Genomic DNA, 19,348 nt, shown 5'->3' with positions numbered 1-19,348 from the left:
GTTGAAACAGGTGTTTATTCCCCTCATTTAGTAGGGATATAACGAGAGGCGCTGCAACGCTTGTAGCGTCTGAATCAATACACAGGATTGGTGAGAAGCGTCAGCCGTCTGCTGTCGGCTCCCTGCTGGTCTATACTGGATTGCCTGGCATGCCTTTTGGCATGAGCCAGGCGCTTCACTCTTCTTCGAGATAGGTTTCTATGGCTGGAAATACACCGCAGTCACGTCTGAAGGAGTTGATCGCGCGAGGCAAGGAACAGGGGTTTCTTACCTATGCCGAGGTCAACGACCATCTGCCTGAGGATATTGCAGATCCCGATCAGGTAGAAGACATCATCAGCATGATCAACGACATGGGTATCAACGTCGTTGAAGAAGCGCCCGATGAAGACACGCTGATGATGTCGGATCAGTCTGCTGACGAATCCGCCGCCGAAGAAGCTGTCGCAGCGCTGGCGGCCGTTGAAAGTGACGTTGGTCGCACGACTGATCCGGTACGCATGTACATGCGTGAAATGGGTACCGTGGAACTTCTCACTCGTGAAGGCGAAATCGAGATCGCCAAGCGTATCGAGGAGGGCACACGCGAGGTCATGTCGGCGCTGTCCAGTCTGCCGGGATCGGTCGACTCCATCCTTGAAGCCTACGATGCCACTCAGGATGAAGAGGCGCCGGGTCGTCTATCGGATCTATTCTCCGGCTTTATCGACCCCGACGAAGGCGTTCCGGGCGTGGCCGAAGTTGAAGAGCCCGCACCCGAAATCGTCGCCGATGACGCCGAAGACAGCGACAGCGATGAGGACAGCGACGAGGACAGCGACGAGGAGGACGATACAGCCTCTGAAGGCGGTCCGGATCCCGAACTGGCACGCGTTCGCTTCGAGCAGATTCGTGAGCAAAACGAGAAGACCAAGGCAGCGATCGAGGCACACGGCCTGTCGTCTTCCGAGGCTCGCAGCGAGCAGGCGCGTCTGGCAGAGCTGTTCTCGCCGATCAAGCTGGTGCCGCGTCATTTCGAACGACTGGTCGGTCAGCTGCGTCTGAGCGTCGGTCAGATTCGAGAGCAGGAAAAGACCATCATGCAGCTGTGCGTCAAGCGCGGCAAGGTGCCCCGCAAGGCGTTTATCGCTTCCTTCCCGGGTCGTGAATCCGACTCGAGCTGGATCGATGATTTCATTGCTCGCAACAGCAAGCATGCCGGCAACATCGAGCCGCTGCGCTCGGACATCGAGCGGGCTCAGCGCAAGATTGCCTTTGAAGAAGAGCTGGCCATGCTGCCGGTCTCCGAGCTCAAGGACATCAATCGTCGTCTGTCGATCGGTGAAGCCAAGGCGCGTCGTGCCAAAAAGGAAATGGTCGAAGCCAACCTGCGACTGGTGATCTCGATTGCCAAGAAGTACACCAATCGCGGTCTGCAGTTCCTGGATTTGATTCAGGAAGGCAACATCGGCCTGATGAAGGCCGTCGACAAGTTCGAATATCGTCGCGGCTACAAGTTCTCGACCTACGCCACCTGGTGGATTCGTCAGGCGATCACACGCTCGATTGCCGACCAGGCGCGAACCATCCGTATTCCGGTCCACATGATCGAAACGATCAACAAGCTCAACCGCGTCTCGCGTCAGATGCTTCAGGAAATGGGTCGTGAGCCCACGCCCGAAGAGCTGGGCGAGCGTCTGGAGATGCCGGAAGACAAGGTGCGCAAGGTCCTCAAGATCGCCAAGGAGCCGATCTCGATGGAGACGCCCATCGGTGACGACGATGACTCGCACCTGGGTGATTTCATCGAGGACTCCACCATGGTGTCGCCGATCGACTCGGCCACCGGTGAAGGACTTATCGAGGCCACGCGCAACGTGCTGGGCGGCCTGACCGCTCGCGAAGCGAAGGTGCTGCGCATGCGCTTCGGGATCGACATGAACACGGACCACACGCTTGAAGAAGTGGGCAAGCAGTTTGATGTCACCCGTGAACGTATCCGCCAGATCGAGGCCAAGGCGCTGCGCAAGCTGCGCCATCCGTCGCGCTCCGAGTCCCTGCGCTCTTTCATCGACGAATAAGCGACCATCGTTGTTCGTACCCACGCCCGCTTCCTTTCGGAAGCGGGCGTTTTTCGTTTTATGGGCAAGGGCGCTCCGGCTCAGGGAGCGCGTTCGAATTCGGCGCAGATCCAGTCGTGCACGGCACGAATTCGTGGATCGTCCAGTGCGCCGAAGGCGTGCACGATCGCGTAATGGCGACCCGTATTAACCCGTTGGGTTAAAGGCGCCACCAGCTCGCCACTGCTCAGCTCGTCACGCAGCAGGGTCTGGCGTGCGATGGCAATACCCATGCCGGCACGCGCGGCCTCCATGGTCAAATCGTGCCGGTTGAAGCTGTATCCCCGCTGGATGCCGGCGGTATCCGCGCCGATGGCGCTGAGATAGTGGTGCCACTCGCCGTGCGCGCTGCTGCCTCGCCACGCCGTCACATCATGCAAAAGCGGATAGTGCGCGAGCCTGTCAGGATGATTCAGCGCCGGGCGATGGCTGAAAAGGGCGGGCGCGCAGACCGGGAAAATGACCTCCTCCATCAATAGCGTTGACGCCATGCCCGGGTAGTGGTCGTCGCCCAGATCGATCGCCAGATCGAAGTTTTCCTCCGTAAGTGCCCGATCACTGTCTTCGGCGTGAAGATAGATATCCAGCGCCGGAAGCTGGGCCTGCAGGCGCGGCAGGCGCGGCATCAGCCAGCGGGTCAGAAACGACGGTACGCAGCGCAGCACCAGCTCGCCGCTCATCAGCCCGCGGGACAGACGCTTGAGTTCCTGATCGATGCGCCCATGCGCACTGAAGACAGCATCGGCCAGCCGCTCGCCTTCAGCGGTCAGCGACAGCCGTCTGGGATGGCGATGGAAGAGTCGAAACCCGAGTCTCTCCTCCAGCAGACGAATCTGCTGGCTGATGGCGCCGGTGGTCACGTTGAGTTCACCGGCTGCACGGGTAAAGGAGAGATGACGTGCCGCACAGGCAAAAACGTGTAGTCCCGCATGCATGGCGGTATTGGCTGAAGGCATTGAAAGCTCGCGTCAGCGTGGGCCCGATAAACGAGCCGTCCATTGAATGGTTTAGCAGAGCTAAACTCTGGTTGTCTATTTATGCTTTGAAAGGCGGTCCAAGGCAATACATGCTGACGTCATCGCGCAAAGATCCACGAATGGTTTAGCGCTCCTTACACCGATCATGGGGTGACAGCATGCCTATCAGCGTCTTCGAATTGTTCAATATCGGCATTGGCCCGTCCAGCTCTCACACGGTAGGCCCCATGCGTGCGGCCAAATTCTTTCTGGAAGCGCTGGACACCCGGCAGGCCACGTCACGTGTGACCGGTATCGAAATCCATCTTCACGGCTCGCTGTCGGCCACCGGTGTCGGCCATGGCACTGACCGTGCCGTCATCATGGGTCTGATGGGGGAGCTGCCCGCCACGATCGACCCGGACATTATCGACCCTGCCATTGATGACCTGCTGGAGTCGCAGGTATTGCGTCTGGGGGGGCGGGTCAGCGTGCCGTTTTTGTGGGAGCGGGACTTTTACTGGTCCAACGATCCGCTGCCGCGTCACCCCAACGCCATGACGCTGGTGGCCTCACTTCGTGATGGCAGCAACATCACGCAGACCTGGTATTCGGTGGGTGGCGGTTTTGTCATCAACGCCGCCGATGAGGAGTCGCCCGATACCGCGCCCGGCGTCGCGCTGCCGTTTGATTTTGACAGTGCCGATGAGCTGCTGAGAATCTGCAATCGCGAAAACAAGAGCATTGCCCAGGTCATGATGGCCAACGAGCTTGTCTGGCGCAGTGAAGAAGAGGTTCGTCAAGAGCTCTTCACGATCTGGCAGGCCATGCAGGCCTGTATCGCCAAAGGGCTTGAGCAGACCGGTGTGCTGCCCGGCGGACTGAACGTCAAACGTCGCGCTTCGGGGCTGCTGGCCCGGCTGGAGCGCGCCGAGCAGAACCTGATCGCCACCACGTTCTCGGCGATGGACTGGGTCAATCTGTTTGCTCTGGCGGTTAATGAAGAAAACGCCGCCGGTGGGCGCATGGTGACCGCGCCGACCAATGGCGCCGCCGGCATTATCCCGGCCGTACTGGGCTACTGGATGAAGTTTGAAGAAACGGCCTGTGAGCGCGGCGTCGTGGACTTTTTGCTGACAGCCGGTGCCATCGGCATCCTGTGCAAGAAAAACGCTTCGATTTCGGGCGCCGAGGTCGGATGTCAGGGTGAGGTCGGCTCGGCCTGCGCCATGGCGGCGGCCGGACTGTGTCAGGTCATGGGCGGCACGCCCGAGCAGGTGGAAAATGCCGCCGAGATCGGCCTTGAGCACAATCTGGGTCTGACCTGCGACCCGGTCGGCGGTCTGGTGCAGGTGCCGTGCATCGAGCGCAATGCCATTGCCTCGGTCAAGGCTATCAACGCCGCGCAGTTTGCCCTCAACGGCGATGGCACTCACTTCATCTCGCTGGACCATGCTATTCGTACCATGCGTGATACGGGGCGAGACATGCAGAGCAAGTACAAGGAAACCTCGCTGGGCGGGCTTGCCGTCAACTACGGTCTGGCCGTCAATGCCATCGAGTGTTGAGCCTGTGGTCGGGTCATGTGGACGAGCTCATGACCCGATCAAAAGCATCAGGGCATAAGCGGCCACTCCGGCTGTCACCGGCAGTCCGAGTGTCCGCGTCCGATACCAGATGGAAAGCGTCACGAAACTCCCCGCCATCGTGGCAGCCCAGCCGGCGGCATCAGCCGGTTGAGGCATCAACGACAATCCCAGAAGTGCTGCAATCATCAACGGTGCCAGTATGCCGGGCCATGCCGGCATGGCCGCTTCGCGGTCGACGCTTGCGACACGGCGTAGCCGCCGCTGCATCCAGTACAGCGGCACCCCTCGAATCAGCAGTGTCCCGATGGCCGTCACCCCTGCGGCCAGCCAGATGTCATTGTTCATGATGGCGCCTCGCTCGCTTTACTCGACAAGAGATAAAAGCACAGTGCGCCGAGCGCGGCGGCCAGTGGTACGGCGATATGGGTCATGTCCAGCACGGCAAGTATCAGAGCACAAAGGGCACTTGCCAGCAGCGCAATGAACCAGCGCATCGATGTGCATCGTGGCGCCAGCAGCACCAGAAACAGCGCCGGCAGCGAAAAGGAGAGCGCGCTGGCCAGCAACGGCCATTGCTCGATCAGCTGCTCGCCGGCAAGACCACCCAGAAGCGTTGCGCCGCCCCAGCCTGTCCAGGCCACTAAAGCGGTGCTGGTAAACCAGTGCATGCGATCCTTGTCGGCCATCAGCGGCAGACGATAGTGCGCCAGAACAAAAACCTGATCGGTCAGGCCATGCATCAGCCAGGGCCATCGACGGCTCTGCGACACAAGCGGTGCCAGCGAGATGGAATAAACAAGATGGCGCGCGTTGATCAAAAGCGTCATGACCACCGTCAGCCATAGCGGCGCCCCGCTCGCAATCATGCCCACAAACAGAAACTGTGACGCGCCGGCGTAGATCAGAAGCGATAGCGCCGTGGCTTCAAAAGCGCTGAACCCGGCCTGGCTGGCAATCAGGCCAAAGGATAGCGCTACCGGTAGATAGCCGCTTAAAAGCGGCAGCGCATCGCGCGTGCCCATGCGCCAGACCGAAACACTCATTCAGGGCCCTCATCAGCATAAAAGATAGTGACCAGCGCCGTGGCGCCCTGGTGACCCGCCAGGTAGGCGTGGGGCCTGTCCGCTGCAAACTGATGTACTTGTTGCGCTTGAAGCGATACAAGGCCGCCTTCAGCGCCAGCCTGCAGGCTGCCGGCCACGATCTGAAGCGTTTCACGCGTTCCCCGGGCGTGCGCGGTAGCGTGGCGCTGCGCCTCGGGGGCGAGCGTCATTAGATAGATATCCACGGGCAGGGCGCCATGATGGCGGTCGAGTAGGGTTATCGAGATATTGTCATCGGTCATGGTGGACTGGGCGGAGGCGATCAATGTGCTGAAAGGCACCTCCAGCTGCCGCGCCAGACGCCAGAGGGTGTCGAGCGTTGGGTTGCCCTTGCCCTGCTCAAGACGTGACAGGCTGGATTTGGCAAGGCCCGCTTTTTCGGCCAGCGCGCTCAGCGACCACCCCGCGCGCTGTCGCAGGGTGATAATACGTTGTCCGAGACATTTCAGTGCATCGTCGTTCATAAGAATCGTCATGTTGTTCGATATATGAAACGTTCTATATATTGAACGATAGACTGTCAACCCATCGGGTTTGAAGGCATGGTTTGATCGAACGCATTGATGCGGATGACTGGAGACTTATGAAGGGATTGTCACGCCAGTGACATAGTGGTGTAGGATCGTACTTATCGTTTCGTCTCGACTCGTGGGGAGTTTCGTGTTATGCGCCAACCCATGGTGTTACGTCTTCATGCCTCCGGTATTCCAATCGACTGGTTAACGCTTGAAGAAGCTGCTGTTTTGATGTCGCGCGCCAGCGAAGGCGGGGTAGTCTGGTCGGACGGTGAGGCCGCCTATCGGCTGCACGGCGGTACCAGCTCGCTGACCGGGCAACAGTCCTTTATCGATATCCCTGAAGTGATCGGCGTGTCGCCGCCCGTCAATGCCATGCTTGCGTTTGAACATACCGGCTTCAACCGGGTGCTGTGCAAGCATCGTGAAGGCCTTTGCTGCGCCTATTGCGGCGTGACGGTGACCCGGCAGGCACTGACGATCGATCATATCCTGCCACGCTCGCGCGGCGGCCGGCTTTCGATGCTCAATGCGGTGGCCTGCTGTCAGCGCTGTAATAGTCTCAAGGGCAACCGCACACCGGAAGAGGCGGGCATGGCGCTGCTTTTAAAACCCTTTGTACCCACCATGGCAGAAGTGCTTTACATGATGCGCCCCAGAGCCATGACTGCCCGACAGCTCTGGTATCTGAAGTGTCAGTTCAGGAATGCGCCGCTTCGGGCCTATCTGAAGGAGGCGCTGGCGGCATAACGAGCATTGATGCTCAGTAATGCATTAGATTTGCCATGCGCTCACTCAACAGTTTGCCCCCCAGCCTGACCTGCGAGGGGGCAATCGGCACGAAACGCTCATTTTTCCAGAGCGCGCTGCGGTATTCATCGAAGGTGACGATGGGGGTGAGGTCGCTACGCTGTGTCTGCGGCAGAATCAGCATGGTCAGATTGTCGAGTATCAGATAGCGCCCATCATCGGTTTGATAACGCAAAACGGCATGATAGGTCGGTGTCAGCGCGTCCCTTGCGGCCAGAAAGTCGAGCCGTTGCACCGCCACGCCGGCATCTCGCAGTATCTGATACTTGGCGATGGCGAAGTCTTCGCAGTCGCCATAACCTTCGCGCGTCAGTCGATCAAAGCCTTTCCAGAGGTCCGTGTCTTCTTCCTGCTGGCGCGCTGCGTTGTTGATCACTCGATTGACATACTGAAGCTGTGACAGGCCCTGGAGCTGACGGACCTGCTGAACCAGTTCGGCTCTCGACTGGGTGACGGCCGTTTCAGCGGTGTCGTCCCACCAGGTAAAGGTTTTCGCCGACACGGTGAAGGAGGCCGTAAGACAGCAGGTCATCAAAACAGCGGCAAGACGTTTATGCATGGATGGCTACCAACAGGGGCATGGGCTGGCAAGTGACAATACCCCTATAATGGCGCCCGTCGATGGCAGGTCATGGCATGATCAGGCCCCTCCAAAGGGGCCATTTTGTCCTTATCGGCTTGAAATGCCTTCGACGCCCTCCAGCGCCGAGTCGCTTTCCCCGGCCTTGCCAATGACACTGAAAGCGCCATCGGTTTCCAGTACCACCGCATGTACCTGCTCGATATCCGCCATGCCCTTTTCACGTACGGCCGCCAGAATTTCCGCTTTCACTACGCGCTCACGCTGCATGGCATCCTCACAGTACTGTCCCTTGAAAAGCAGTAGCGTGGGCTGAGACTTGATGAGTTTGAGTACCCCGCGAGAGCGTACCGAAGTAAAGGTGATCGCAAACTGCAAAAGCACGATCACAATGAAGGCGGTCACGCTCTGAGCAAAGGAGACCTGCGTGGAGGTCAGCGCCGTGGCCAGAATGGAGCCCAGCGCAATGGTGGTGACGAAATCGAACGCGTTCCATTTTGACAGGGTGCGCTTGCCTGAAACGCGCAGGACAATAATCAGCACCAGATAGCTGAGGATGCCGACCACAATCGTATGCATGATAGGGTTCATGAGCTGTACCTTTTAAGCAGAAAACAAGTGAGCCTTCAGGGTAGATGCACGACGCCTTCCATGTCAGACACCTGCCGAAAAATGAAAGTAGTCAAAAAACGCGTCAAAATAACGCAGCCGGAGATGTCGCATGACGGATACACTCTCACCGATACGCTGTCAGTGGGCTCAGGGGCATCCCTTGCTGGCACACTATCATGACCACGAGTGGGGCGTGCCGGAACCCGATGGGCGGGCACTGTGGGAGAAGCTGATACTGGATGGCTTTCAGGCGGGGCTGTCATGGCTCACCGTGCTGAAAAAGCGCGATGCCTTTCGTGAGGCGTTCAAGGGGTTCGATCCCGAGCGCGTTGCCGGCTTCACCGAAAGTGACGTCGAACGCCTGCTCGGCAATGCCGATATCATCCGTTCGCGGGCCAAGATCGAGGCGGCCATTGGTAACGCCCGGGCATTTCTGCGCATGCAGGATCAGGGTGAGGATTTTGCGCCGTTTTGCTGGTCAATGCTAAACCACCGACCGCTGCAGAACTCGCCTCCGGTGCCAACGCAAACGCCGCTGTCCGTTTGTTTCTCGAAAGCGCTCAAGGCAAGGGGCTTCAGGTTTGCAGGGCCCACCATCGTGTATGCCTGGATGCAGGCCACGGGAATGGTCAACGACCATGCCCCTGACTGTCACCGGCGTCGGGCCGTGGCGGCCATGGGCCATACAGCCGTTGCGCCTCGGGAATGATGGTTTTATCCAGGGTGCCGGCCGACACGAGTCGGCCGGCGGCTCCTTTCAAGATTGAAGGTTTATTGTCCGAACAAGCCTGAACAATCAGGCAATGTGTTCGTGAATGACCGCTTCGGGGAAGTAGCGACGCAGCATGCGGTTTTGAAAGCCATCCACGAAGCTTGAGTTGATGATGATGATGAACCTTTCATAGGGCTGATTGGTATCTTCCTGACGCAGGGGTTTCGCGCCGTGGAAGAGGCGATCATCGCGCAGGTGAAGCACGTCGCCGGGCACCATGACTTGGTCGGCCACCAGCTCCTGACCCGCGCGGTCCGCGTAGAGCACGCTTTCTGCGCCGCTGACGTTGTGACGGTCCAGCACCATGATGCTCAGATAGCGGCAACCGTCGGCATGAATGCCCTGGCCCTGCAGCGGATCGAGTTCACCCGAGCCTCTGACACCGGTGATCTGCATCAGGATCGGCTCGTTGGCGCCAAGCCCCCAGAGCCCGGCCCAGGCTTCTACAAAGCCGCGAACATCGGGTCGGTCCAGAAAGTCCTGCTCCAGTGCCGGATACCAGCGCAACTTGTCCGCCATGCTGTCGGCGTCGTTGTACTGTCCGCCCTGCGCCATGGGGCACTCGCCCAGGCTTTTCATCTGCCCGTGCTCGTCAAGCGCAAGCCAGGACATGCGCTTCCAGCGACGATCCACGTAAGGGTCCCGGGGGATATCCCGGGTGAAGGTCTGCCAGGCGCCCAGATCGATCCGGTCACGAACATGGGTGAAACACCAGTCCTGTTCGGCAAGGGTGGTCGGAACGTTTTGCTGCCAAAAGGACTGTGCATTGGTAGTGGTCATCTTGTAACTCCTGAAAGGACAATGGATTGCGCCGAATGTCGGCATTTGCCGACACCCGACAGGCAAATGTTATGAGCTTTCAGAAAGTGTTTGATGATCGTGTGCGGTCGTGAACCGGAAATCGGGGCTGATATCAGGACACTGGTAACGCCTCAATTATTCCTTGTGACATGGCGTAAGCTGTTATGCTGATAAAAGACGCCAGTATTTTTGACCAGCCGACCCTTAACCCGGTCAGATCAGGATTAATCGGAGATGCGCATTTCGCACAAGTACCCGCGCCATGGCCTTGTCCTCTGGAGTGCGGGACTGATATCGGTGCTGGTGATCATGCCTTTCATTGGTGCGCGCAATCTGGCAGTCATTGTTCTGGGTCTGGCGCTGGTGGTGGTTCTGCTGGCCTGGCATCGTACCCGCCTGCGCAATCAACAGCTCTACCAACAGCTTCACCATCCCGCCAATCGTCTGAGCAGTCATGAACGCCTGCGCTATGATCGAAGTGAGCAGCGCTTTCGGGCGCTGCTTGAAAGTCTGCCGCGTATGGCGGTGCAGGGTTATGACCGAAAAAGACGCGTGATTTACTGGAATGCCGCCAGTACACAGCTTTACGGCTACATGCCCGATGAGGTGATGGGCTGTCGCTTTGAGGAGCTGATTGTCCCTGACAACATGCGCGAGTCGGTCGTGCGTGCCCACCAGAGCTGGATCAATGAAGGCGTGGAAATTCCGGCAAGCGAAATGGAGCTGGTGCACAAGTCAGGGCGCAGCGTGGCGGTGTTTTCTCACCATGTCATGCTCGGCCAGCACACCGACAATCCATTAATGTTCTGCGTCGACGTTGATCTTTCGGTACAAAAGCAGGCGCATCGCGATCTGGAGTTTATCCGGCGCTATGACCCGCTGACGCTTTTGCCCAACAGAGCCGCTTTCATTGCCGAGCTCAACCGGGTACTCGAGGATGACGATCGCCATGGGGCAGCGCTGGCGGTCTTTTTTATCGATATCGAAAATTTTTCCGAGATCAACGACTCGCTGGGATATGACCAGGGCAATCACCTGTTGATCCAGGTGGCCGAGCGGCTGTCCGAGCACTGCTATACCTCTGATCTACTGGCCCGTTTCGGCAACGACGAGTTCGTCATGGCCTGTACTCATCTTGATTCCAGACGCCATGCGCTGCAGCTGATCGACCGGGTCGACAGCATGTTTGAACTGCCTTTTACGCTGGATGGCAAACCCCATCGTATTACGGTCAGCCAGGGCATCAGTCTCTTTCCCGACAACGGTGGGGATGCCCAGTCACTGATCTATGCCGCCAACGTGGCGCGCAATCGGGCCCGAACACCCGGTGAAAGTCGCTTTCAGATATTCAGTCATGAGTTTCATCGTGACCTGATCTATCAGCATGAGCTGCTCAAACGGCTGGAAAACGCCATTGATCAACAGGAGCTGGCCCTGCACTTTCAGCCCCAGATATCGCGCAGCGGGCGCATCGAGAGCATGGAGGCATTGCTGCGCTGGTTTCCTGCCGGTGGCGGCATGGTCTCTCCGGCGGAATTCATTCCGCTGGCCGAGCGCTTCGGGTTGATGGAGCAACTGGGAAACTGGTCCATCGAGGCGCTGTGTCAGCAGCAGGCGCGCTGGAAAGCGCAGGGCCTTCACGGCTACCGCGTGGATATCAACCTTTCAGGTGAACATCTGCACTCCACCGCCATGCTGGAGCGGCTGGAAAAAACCATGCAACGCCATCAGCTTTCCATGCGCGATGTGGGGATTGAAATTACCGAAAACGTATTGGTATGCGCCGATGAGACGGTAAGAGATTATCTGCAAACGCTCTATCATCGCGGCATGAAAATCGCCATCGACGACTTCGGAACCGGTTATTCATCGCTTGCCTATCTTAAGCAGTTTCCCGTCACGTCTCTCAAGATTGATCGTACCTTCGTGATGGATGCCCCCGAGAATCTGCAGGACCGCGCCATTCTGGCCGGTATCGTCTTTATCGGCCATCGGCTGGGTCTTGAGGTCATTGCCGAGGGGGTGGAGACCAGTGAGCAGCTCGAGCTTGTCCATGAGCTCAATGTCGATCTGGTCCAGGGGTTTTACTATTTCCGCTCCATGCGGGCCGAGCGTATTACGCCTTTGCTTGAAACACAGCCGCTGTTTCAGGGCCAGCAGAGGCCACCCCTGAAAGGGCAAACATGACGACAGACCGGTCGGTGGGCAACAAGAACGTCGATCGCTGCCGGCACTAGGTGCCTTTCATATCTGCCATGTCCCGGGCCTGATCAAGGGCTGCGCCGAAAGGCCCTGTTTTAAACAGGGACGCGACCGCGCCGAGCGGTTGTGCCAAATGATGGCCGGCACCGGGGAATACCCCTGTCTTTTCCTCTAAATGATTGATTTTTTACTGTTTGCATAATCCAGGTTAGCGGCATGCAGAAGCGATTCGTCCAACAATAGCGCCTATCTTTGGACGGTAATGCATCAATTATTACTATAATAAGGAATGGCTTTTTAACGCTATTCAGGGGTGCATGCCACGTTGGACAGGGATCGCTGCCTGGTGCGTAACTTCAAATATTACTGTGCGCTTGATGAGACAGAAGCCGAGCTTCTGGCAGCGCTGGAAAAGACGCCTCAGACCGTATCGAATGCCCAGATGCTATGGGAAGAAAACCATCCCGCGGATACCCTGTGTGTTCTCAGCGAAGGCTGGGCGTGTTCATATCGGCTGATGGATGATGGTACCCGCCAGATCCTGCATATCTTTTTGCCGGGAGATCTTGTCGGGCTGAGCGATTTTTCGCCCCGGCGTCATCTGACGTCGGTGGCCATGCTGACAGAAGGGGTGATCTGTCGCTTTCCACTCAAGAGCCTGACAGACATTTTTAAAACGTCGCCGAATCTGACCACGATACTGTTTTCGCTGGCAGGACAGCAGCAGGCCATCATGGCGGAACGGCTGGTCAACATGGGACGACGCAGTGCGCGTGAAAAAGTGGCCCACTTCATCTGCGAAATGCATCTGCGTTTAAGCAGGAGCTCCCCGAACATCACGCACCGATTCAACCTGCCGCTTTCACAGCAGGTGCTGGCCGATGTTCTGGGGCTTTCGGCCGTTCACATCAGCCGTACCTTCTCCGAGCTTCGTGAAGAAGGGCTTTTGTATCGTGAGCGCAATCGAATCGAGATTCCGGACCTGAAGGCCTTTTATGATGTGGCCAACTTTTCGGACATCTATCTCGGCGATAGTCTCGGTGAACTTTTGCGACTGTCCGGAAAGGGCAGTAACGCCCTGCGCTGAAGGGGTGACACGCAAAGCCATCTTGTCCTCAGCTACCTGAAGCCTTTCGATCAAAAAAAGCATGGTCTGCTCGCTGCAGCCATGCTTTCTTTGTCTGGTATCCGCCAACACCATTGATGCTCCGACGTTGCCGGGGCAGGCGATTGCGGCCAGAGGTTCGCCATACCTGTCTGATTCTCTCATCGGTTGCTGTTGCCTGCCGGCGTGGCTCACTATACTGCGGCGACAGATTGATATTCGACGCTTGCCGGTATCGGGCGTTGTCTATCGACAGGCATATCAGGCTGTTTTTGACCAGAATGGAAGTGGCTTGTGCCAGTGACAAACCTTCAGTGGAGACCATCATGACGCAGTCCATCGAACAGTTGAGCGCCACCCGAAGCCATGGAGGGTGGGTCAAGCGCTTCAGCCATCGCTCGCAGGTGCTTGATTGCGACATGACCTTTGGCATCTTTTTACCTCCGCAGGCAGAACAAGGCTCCGTACCGGTACTCTGGTGGCTGTCCGGACTGACCTGTAACGATGAAAACTTCATGCAAAAGGCCGGTGCCCAGAAAATGGCCGCCAGACTGGGCATGGCCATCGTGTGTCCGGACACCAGTCCGCGAGGCACCGACCTGCCGGGCGAGCATGAAAGCTACGATTTTGGCTCGGGAGCGGGCTTTTATCTTAATGCCGGACAGGCGCCCTGGCGCCGGCACTATCACATGTATGACTACGTGACGGATGAGCTGCCCTCGCTGGTGCGTGAACATTTTCCCATCAGCGAGCGTGAAGCCATCAGCGGCCATTCCATGGGCGGTCACGGCGCGTTGATCTGTGCGCTGAAACAGCCCGGCCGCTATGCCAGTGTCTCGGCCTTTTCACCGGTGGTGAATCCGATGGACTGCCCCTGGGGCGAAAAGGCCTTCAGCCATTATCTGGGCGATGATCGTGCCGAGTGGTCGGATTGGGATGCCTGTGAGCTGGTGCTTGCCGGGGCTTCCAAACAGCCCATGCTTGTCGATCAGGGGGAGAACGATCAGTTTCTGACCGAACAGCTCAAGCCCGATCATCTGGAAAAGGCGTGTCATATTCAGGGCGTCTCGTTGAAGCTGCGTCGTCATGAAGGCTATGACCACAGCTATTTCTTCGTGGCAAGCTTCATCGATGACCACCTGGAATATCACGCGCATCATCTGTTTGCTGATCAGGCGTAACCACGAACGTCACGGTCAGATGTCTTCGGGGCTCGCTTGCGAGCCCCGAAGGCTTATGGGCCATCGCCATATTGAGAAGGCATCCCGGGCCGGCGGCGTGTAACCTGTGTTTTTAACGATAATCCGGCGACGCCGAGCGATACGGCAAGCGAGCGCCACGGCAGGCAATAAAGGACAAGGGCATTGATCGGACAGCTGCTGCGATGGTGCGTGAAAATCTTTCTGGGAGCCATCGTGCTTTCAATACTGCTGGTCACGCTGTTTCGTTTCGTGCCGCTGCCCGGTTCGATGGTCATGCTGGAGCGCAAGGCCGTCTCGCTTATCGATCGCGACCCCATGAGCCTTCAATACCACTGGACGCCGTGGCGTTCGCTGTCCGATCAGGCAAAGCTTGCCGTCATCGCCGCCGAGGATCAGAAGTTTCCCTATCATTACGGGTTTGATCTGGATCAGGTGCATGCCGCGATTCAGGCCTGGAAGCAGGGCAAAAGCCTGCGCGGGGCCAGCACCATCAGCCAGCAGACGGCCAAGAATGTCTTTTTATGGTCGGATCGCAGCTGGCTCCGCAAGGGCCTTGAAGTCTGGTTTACGCTTTTGATCGAACTGATATGGCCCAAGGAGCGCATTCTGGAGGTCTATCTCAACGTTGTGGAGTGGGATCGAGGTGTGTTCGGGCTGGAAGCGGCCGCCCAGCACTATTACGGCATCGGCGCCAGCCAGATCACGGCAGACCAGGCCGCCCGGCTTGCTGCTATCCTGCCCAATCCGCGCGGCTGGAGCCCGATCGCGCCGAGTGCCCGCGTGGCGCAGCGCAGTGCCTGGGTGAGACAGCAAATGAGACAGCTGGGCGGCACACGCTTTTTACAGCGTCTATAGTGGGTTGGGCCGCGGATGTGACGGGGCAGGCAATAAAGCCTTTAAAATTAATTACATGCAGTAACAAAGTCAGTTGAACTTAATTTGTCTTGCGGCGTCATAATGACAGTACGCATGCATTGAAAAGCAAAGGTAAGTCAGGAGGATGTTCATGAAACGTTTTGCCGCAGTTGTTTCCGCATCGCTGGTCGCCACCGGCCTCGCTGCCACGCCAGCACTTGCCGCTCAAGAGCAGCCGGCTCAGGGTGCCCAGGGCCAGCAGCAGTCACAGAATTTCAGCGATGACCAGCTGCAGAACTTTGCCTCTGCTTCTCAGGAAATTGCAGGCATCTCTCAGGATTACACCCAGCAGCTGCAGGGTGCTGACGATGCCGATGCTCAGCAGAGCATCCGCGAAGAGGCCAATCAGAAAATGGTTCAGGCCGTCCAGGACAACGATCTGGAAGTTGAGCAGTTCAACCAGATTGGTCAGGCCGTCCAGAACGATCCTCAGATGATGCAAAAGGTTCAGCAGATGGCGCAGCAACAGCAGTAAGCCTCTCGCCGAACCATGAAGGCCGCTTCCCCGGAAGCGGCTTTTTTTATGCCTGACAATGCGTTTTTACACTCATGGTTAGAGCAAACTGTAATTATCTACTAAAGTCTCACCCCTGGTAACTTAAGACCAGCAAAAGGCTGGTGACATTCAGGGATGAAGACGGACGTATATGACGGATCAAAAGGCCTCCAGCGGTATAGGCTACATACTTTCCATCTGCCTTGTGGCAGCACTGGGTGGCATCCTTTTCGGCTATGACACGGCCGTGATTTCAGGTGCCATCGATTCCATTACTACCTATTTTGATCTATCGCCCACCATGAAGGGCTGGGCAGTATCGAGCGTTGTCATCGGCAGCATTGTTGGTGCGCTGGGGGCCGGGTATCTGGCCAACATCCTGGGGCGTCGCATGACCATGATGACGGCGGCGGTACTGTTTCTGATTTCGGCGCTTGGGTCGGCACTGGCGCCGACCTTCTGGTTTTATATCATCCTGCGATTGGTTGGCGGTGTGGCCGTGGGTATCGCCAGTGTGGTGTCGCCCATGTACATGGGCGAGCTGGCACCGCAACACTGGCGTGGCCGTACGCTGAGCATGTTTCAGCAATCCCTTGTGGTCGGACAGACGATCGTTTTTTTCGTGAACTACTTTATCGCTCGCGATGTGGCCCAGTCCTGGCTTGATAACTACGGCTGGCGCTGGATGCTGGGTTCCGAGGCCATTCCGGCCATCCTTTTTGGGGCGCTGCTTTTTCTGGTTCCCGAGTCGCCGCGCTGGTGCATCATGCACGGTCAGCCAGAGCGTGCTCGAAAGATCCTGGCAAAGTTCACGGCCAAAAAGGATATCGACCCGATGGTCGAGGAAGTGCGCAACTCCCTCGATGAGGGCAAATCCTCCGGTCGTCGCGCCATGAATCGCCAGCTTCGCCAGGAAAAGCGCAGCTCGCGCAGTGCACTCAGAAAGCCGGTCATGATGGGCATTGCGCTGGTCGGCATATTTCTATCCGCCGCGCAGCAGCTCTCCGGCATCAATGTGGTGATGTATTACGCTCCGACCGTGCTCTCGGGGGTGACCGACAGCACCGGCAGCGCGCTGTTGCAAACGGGCTATATCGGATTGATCTTCATAGTGGGCAATCTGGCGGGCATGTATCTGATCGACCGCGTCGGACGCGTTCAGCTTCTGACCATCGGTTCACTGGCCTGTATTGTAAGCATGGCCGTGCTGGGGACCGTGTTCTGGTTCGACGTACAGGGTTACACTGCCATGATCGCCATCATGGTATACGTCACGGGCTATGCCATCTCCTGGGGGTGCTGCAGCTGGGCGCTGCTGTCGGAAATCTTCCCCAACGCCATTCGTGAATCCGGCATGGCGCTTGCCATGGGGGCTCAGTGGACCGCCGGCTTTATCGTCGCGCAGACCTTCCCGATGATGCGCGGCAGCGAGTGGCTCAACGACGTGTTCAACGGCGCCTTCCCGTTCTGGCTCTTTGGCGTCATTACGCTTGGCAGCCTGTTCATCGTCTGGCGCTTTGTACCGGAGACGAAGGGCGTGCCGCTGGAGTCCATGGAAACCCTCATGGGCGAAAAATTCCGTCAGGGGCGGGTCAAAAACTTCTCGCAGTATAGTGAAGAGCAGGGCCAAACGGCCTGATCCGTACCCATGATGCGATAAAAAGGGCCCCACTTTGGTGGGGCCCTTTTTCGTATTGAAAAAACGTTATTCAGGGCGCTAGATGACCCACATCAGCATCAGCGGCAGATAGATAAACGAGGTCAGCGTCGAGCACATGACCAGACTGGCGACAAACTCGGGGGAGCGGCCGGCCTTTTGTGCGAAAAGATAGTTATAGACGGCAATCGGCATGCACATCATGACCATCAAAATACCGCGCGTTTCTTCATTGAGTCCCAGCAAAAGCCCCACACCCTGAGCGATCAGCCCGGCAACGACCACCCGGCCGAGGGCGAAGGCCAGACCGGCCGACAGGTTGCGGGCGCGAATACTGGCCAGCGCCACCCCGAGCGTGATCAGCATGATGGGAATGGTCATGCCTGCCAGAAGTTCGATGCTGTTGGCCATCCACGCCGGCAGCGTAATCTGATAAGCCATCAGCACAATGGCAATGATGCTGGCATGAATGGTGGGGTTGGTCAGCATGCTTTTGACCGGGCGCGAACTGCTGGTAATGCTGCCCACCACGAACTGGGCGATGGAAACAATGACAAACACGGCAATGGCCAGCGAAAACCCCTGGCCCTCACCAAAGGCATACATCGCCAGCGGCAGACCCATATTGCCGGTATTGGGGAACAGCACCGGCGGAAGAATGACTTTCCAGTGAATGCGAGAGACGCGTGAGACGACAAGCCCGACCAGCAGTAGCGCCAGCAGACACAGCAGCGTGGCGCCGGCCATGCGCGAAAATGCCGAGAGCTCGACATGGGTGTCCGACAGGGCGTTGATGATCAGGCACGGCGTGCCCACGTTGAAAACCAGTTTGGTGACAAAGCCTGTCGGGTAGGGCTGTCGAAAGCGCACCCAGAAATAGCCGACGCCGGCACCGATCATGATGGGCATCATGACCGCCAGAAGTTGAGCAAACATGAGAAACCTTGAGGGCAGGGAGATCGTTAGACGATAGTCTATATATTCTCCCGGCATTCTACCGTTGCTTGCAAGTCATCCCGAGTATGAAAAGCTCTGGTATCAAAACCTGTCGGGCAACGCAATGGTCCGGCCACGGCGGGTGGCAAGTCGGCTGTCCTGACCGAGCTGCTGCGCACCGTGGCGGGCATGGCTGATCAGACCGGTGATCAGGACCCGCTCGGGCATGTGACGCCAGAAGCGCGACGGCATGCAGCGCACCATTGTTTTTTCATTAAGACGGGCCGGGTTAAAGGTGCTGGCGTAGTAGGCAAGCCAGAGATCCTCGGCGTCCTCTGTCATTTCTGCCAGCGCCTGATAATCCTGCACGGTAAAGGCGCCGGATTCGGGGCATTCGATATGCCACTGCCGGCCATCGCAGACGATGGTGCCCTCGGGCGTCATGATCAGCCAGCGGTGCTGCCCCATCCGATCGATGAAGTGTCGGGCGGCGGCCTCCAGCACATCGTGGCGGGGCTCAAACCAGGCAATGAACTCGGGCGCATGCTGTTGTTCGGTGTTGGCAGGCTGTGGGTGAAAGCGTAAAAAGGCGTGAATGTGATGCACTTCATGATTGACGGCCTTGACACGCTGCTCGATGACGGCGCCGTCGCGGTCACCGGCCAGCAGCGCCTCGCCTTCTCCCTGCGCCAGTCGCCAGACCACTCGATAAAGCAGTGCCCAGCGACACTCCTGATGATGCGACGGCCAATAATGTGACGCGCACTCGAGTCGACGCAGATCCTGTCTTGAAAGCTTCAGCGCCAGCGGGTCCTCGCCGGGTGGCGGCAGGTCCGTATCATTGCTGGCAAACAGATCACCTGCCGACGCCTCGCTTTGCCAGAGCACTTCTCCGGGAGAAACGCGTGCCGCGAGCAATCGGCGCGCATGGTTGCGCCAGCAGGCAAAATCCGCTTGTGTCATGTGGAGGGTGTACATTGTCATCATGGCTCCCTTGA

General features: G+C 57.9%; 20 protein-coding genes. 10 read left to right on the top strand and 10 right to left on the bottom strand.

From position 1 onward, the window contains the following. The first annotated feature begins 200 nt into the window (after positions 1-200). On the top strand, positions 201-2,060 hold the full coding sequence (rpoD, locus tag ACS92L_RS07335) for an RNA polymerase sigma factor RpoD (RefSeq protein ID WP_438768129.1): 1,860 nt from the start codon (positions 201-203) through the stop codon (positions 2,058-2,060). An 80-nt stretch (positions 2,061-2,140) separates the two neighbouring features. Here the strand turns inward: rpoD and ACS92L_RS07330 are convergent, their stop codons facing one another. Then, a complete protein-coding gene (locus ACS92L_RS07330) occupies positions 2,141-3,055 on the bottom strand; it encodes a LysR substrate-binding domain-containing protein (protein ID WP_438768128.1) in 915 nt (304 codons plus the stop codon). Positions 3,056-3,234: 179 nt separating this feature from the next. On the opposite strand from ACS92L_RS07330, the gene ACS92L_RS07325 reads away from it, so the two are divergent. After that, positions 3,235-4,623 (top strand): L-serine ammonia-lyase, encoded by a 1,389-nt coding sequence (locus ACS92L_RS07325; RefSeq protein WP_438768126.1) that lies wholly within the window; start codon positions 3,235-3,237, stop codon positions 4,621-4,623. Positions 4,624-4,650: 27 nt separating this feature from the next. On the opposite strand, the gene ACS92L_RS07320 is transcribed toward ACS92L_RS07325, so the two are convergent. Genes ACS92L_RS07320 through ACS92L_RS07310 form a run of 3 tightly spaced genes read right to left on the bottom strand, consistent with a single transcriptional unit; the run spans position 4,651 to position 6,223 of the window. Beyond that, entirely contained in the window at positions 4,651-4,989 is a 339-nt protein-coding gene (locus ACS92L_RS07320; RefSeq protein ID WP_438768124.1) for an AzlD domain-containing protein, read from the bottom strand. Then, on the bottom strand, positions 4,986-5,687 hold the full coding sequence (locus tag ACS92L_RS07315; RefSeq protein ID WP_438768123.1) for an AzlC family ABC transporter permease: 702 nt from the start codon (positions 5,685-5,687) through the stop codon (positions 4,986-4,988). Before ACS92L_RS07315 ends, ACS92L_RS07320 begins: the two co-directional genes overlap by 4 nt. Next, the gene (locus ACS92L_RS07310) at positions 5,684-6,223 is read right to left on the bottom strand and encodes a helix-turn-helix domain-containing protein (protein WP_438768120.1); all 540 of its coding nucleotides are present in this window, start codon (positions 6,221-6,223) and stop codon (positions 5,684-5,686) included. The genes ACS92L_RS07315 and ACS92L_RS07310 overlap by 4 nt, the downstream gene beginning before the upstream one ends. Before the next feature lie 189 nt (positions 6,224-6,412). Between ACS92L_RS07310 and ACS92L_RS07305 the strand changes: the two genes are divergently transcribed. Beyond that, positions 6,413-7,012 carry an HNH endonuclease gene (locus ACS92L_RS07305; RefSeq protein WP_438768118.1) on the top strand — a complete coding sequence of 200 codons (600 nt, stop codon included), beginning with the start codon at positions 6,413-6,415 and terminating at the stop codon, positions 7,010-7,012. Between the two features lie 13 nt (positions 7,013-7,025). Here the strand turns inward: ACS92L_RS07305 and ACS92L_RS07300 are convergent, their stop codons facing one another. After that, positions 7,026-7,631: a transglutaminase-like cysteine peptidase gene (locus ACS92L_RS07300; protein ID WP_438768116.1), complete on the bottom strand. Its 606-nt coding sequence runs from the start codon at positions 7,629-7,631 to the stop codon at positions 7,026-7,028. A gap of 111 nt (positions 7,632-7,742) precedes the next feature. Then, positions 7,743-8,231 (bottom strand): DUF421 domain-containing protein, encoded by a 489-nt coding sequence (locus ACS92L_RS07295; RefSeq protein WP_438768114.1) that lies wholly within the window; start codon positions 8,229-8,231, stop codon positions 7,743-7,745. A gap of 142 nt (positions 8,232-8,373) precedes the next feature. Here ACS92L_RS07295 and ACS92L_RS07290 point away from each other — a divergent pair, with 142 nt between their 5' ends. Further along, positions 8,374-8,973, top strand: coding sequence for a DNA-3-methyladenine glycosylase I (locus ACS92L_RS07290; protein ID WP_438768112.1), 600 nt, complete (start codon positions 8,374-8,376; stop codon positions 8,971-8,973). An 87-nt stretch (positions 8,974-9,060) separates the two neighbouring features. Here ACS92L_RS07290 and ACS92L_RS07285 read toward each other — a convergent pair whose 3' ends face one another. Continuing rightward, a complete protein-coding gene (locus ACS92L_RS07285) occupies positions 9,061-9,816 on the bottom strand; it encodes a 2OG-Fe dioxygenase family protein (protein ID WP_438768109.1) in 756 nt (251 codons plus the stop codon). Between the two features lie 255 nt (positions 9,817-10,071). On the opposite strand from ACS92L_RS07285, the gene ACS92L_RS07280 reads away from it, so the two are divergent. Together ACS92L_RS07280 and ACS92L_RS07275 are read left to right on the top strand one after the other, a co-directional pair. Continuing rightward, positions 10,072-12,024 carry a putative bifunctional diguanylate cyclase/phosphodiesterase gene (locus ACS92L_RS07280; RefSeq protein WP_438768107.1) on the top strand — a complete coding sequence of 651 codons (1,953 nt, stop codon included), beginning with the start codon at positions 10,072-10,074 and terminating at the stop codon, positions 12,022-12,024. Between the two features lie 361 nt (positions 12,025-12,385). Then, a complete protein-coding gene (locus ACS92L_RS07275) occupies positions 12,386-13,126 on the top strand; it encodes a Crp/Fnr family transcriptional regulator (RefSeq protein ID WP_438768106.1) in 741 nt (246 codons plus the stop codon). Positions 13,127-13,154: 28 nt separating this feature from the next. Here the strand turns inward: ACS92L_RS07275 and ACS92L_RS07270 are convergent, their stop codons facing one another. Further along, positions 13,155-13,472: a hypothetical protein gene (locus ACS92L_RS07270; RefSeq protein WP_438768105.1), complete on the bottom strand. Its 318-nt coding sequence runs from the start codon at positions 13,470-13,472 to the stop codon at positions 13,155-13,157. Here ACS92L_RS07270 and fghA point away from each other — a divergent pair. The 4 genes from fghA to ACS92L_RS07250 all read left to right on the top strand — a co-directional run bounded on the left by fghA (position 13,471) and on the right by ACS92L_RS07250 (position 17,396). Further along, entirely contained in the window at positions 13,471-14,325 is an 855-nt protein-coding gene (gene fghA / locus ACS92L_RS07265) for an S-formylglutathione hydrolase (protein WP_438768103.1), read from the top strand. The genes ACS92L_RS07270 and fghA overlap by 2 nt on opposite strands. 183 nt (positions 14,326-14,508) lie before the next feature. Beyond that, a complete protein-coding gene (mtgA, locus tag ACS92L_RS07260) occupies positions 14,509-15,201 on the top strand; it encodes a monofunctional biosynthetic peptidoglycan transglycosylase (protein ID WP_438768101.1) in 693 nt (230 codons plus the stop codon). 151 nt (positions 15,202-15,352) lie between these two features. Further along, a complete protein-coding gene (locus ACS92L_RS07255; protein WP_115852726.1) occupies positions 15,353-15,736 on the top strand; it encodes a DUF4168 domain-containing protein in 384 nt (127 codons plus the stop codon). A 172-nt stretch (positions 15,737-15,908) separates the two neighbouring features. Next, positions 15,909-17,396 carry a sugar porter family MFS transporter gene (locus tag ACS92L_RS07250; RefSeq protein ID WP_438768099.1) on the top strand — a complete coding sequence of 496 codons (1,488 nt, stop codon included), beginning with the start codon at positions 15,909-15,911 and terminating at the stop codon, positions 17,394-17,396. A 78-nt stretch (positions 17,397-17,474) separates the two neighbouring features. Here the strand turns inward: ACS92L_RS07250 and ACS92L_RS07245 are convergent, their stop codons facing one another. Both ACS92L_RS07245 and ACS92L_RS07240 read right to left on the bottom strand, forming a co-directional pair. Beyond that, complete coding sequence (locus tag ACS92L_RS07245) at positions 17,475-18,350, bottom strand: AEC family transporter (protein WP_438768098.1); 876 nt, start codon at positions 18,348-18,350, stop codon at positions 17,475-17,477. 102 nt (positions 18,351-18,452) lie between these two features. Beyond that, positions 18,453-19,337: a TIGR03915 family putative DNA repair protein gene (locus tag ACS92L_RS07240; RefSeq protein WP_438768096.1), complete on the bottom strand. Its 885-nt coding sequence runs from the start codon at positions 19,335-19,337 to the stop codon at positions 18,453-18,455. Positions 19,338-19,348: the final 11 nt, after the last annotated feature.

The sequence above is a fragment of the Kushneria halocnemicola genome, assembly GCF_965650455.1.
Taxonomy (GTDB): domain Bacteria; phylum Pseudomonadota; class Gammaproteobacteria; order Pseudomonadales; family Halomonadaceae; genus Kushneria.
The sequence above is the reverse complement of the archived record's forward strand: the minus strand, read 5'-3'. Positions and strand labels throughout refer to the sequence as shown.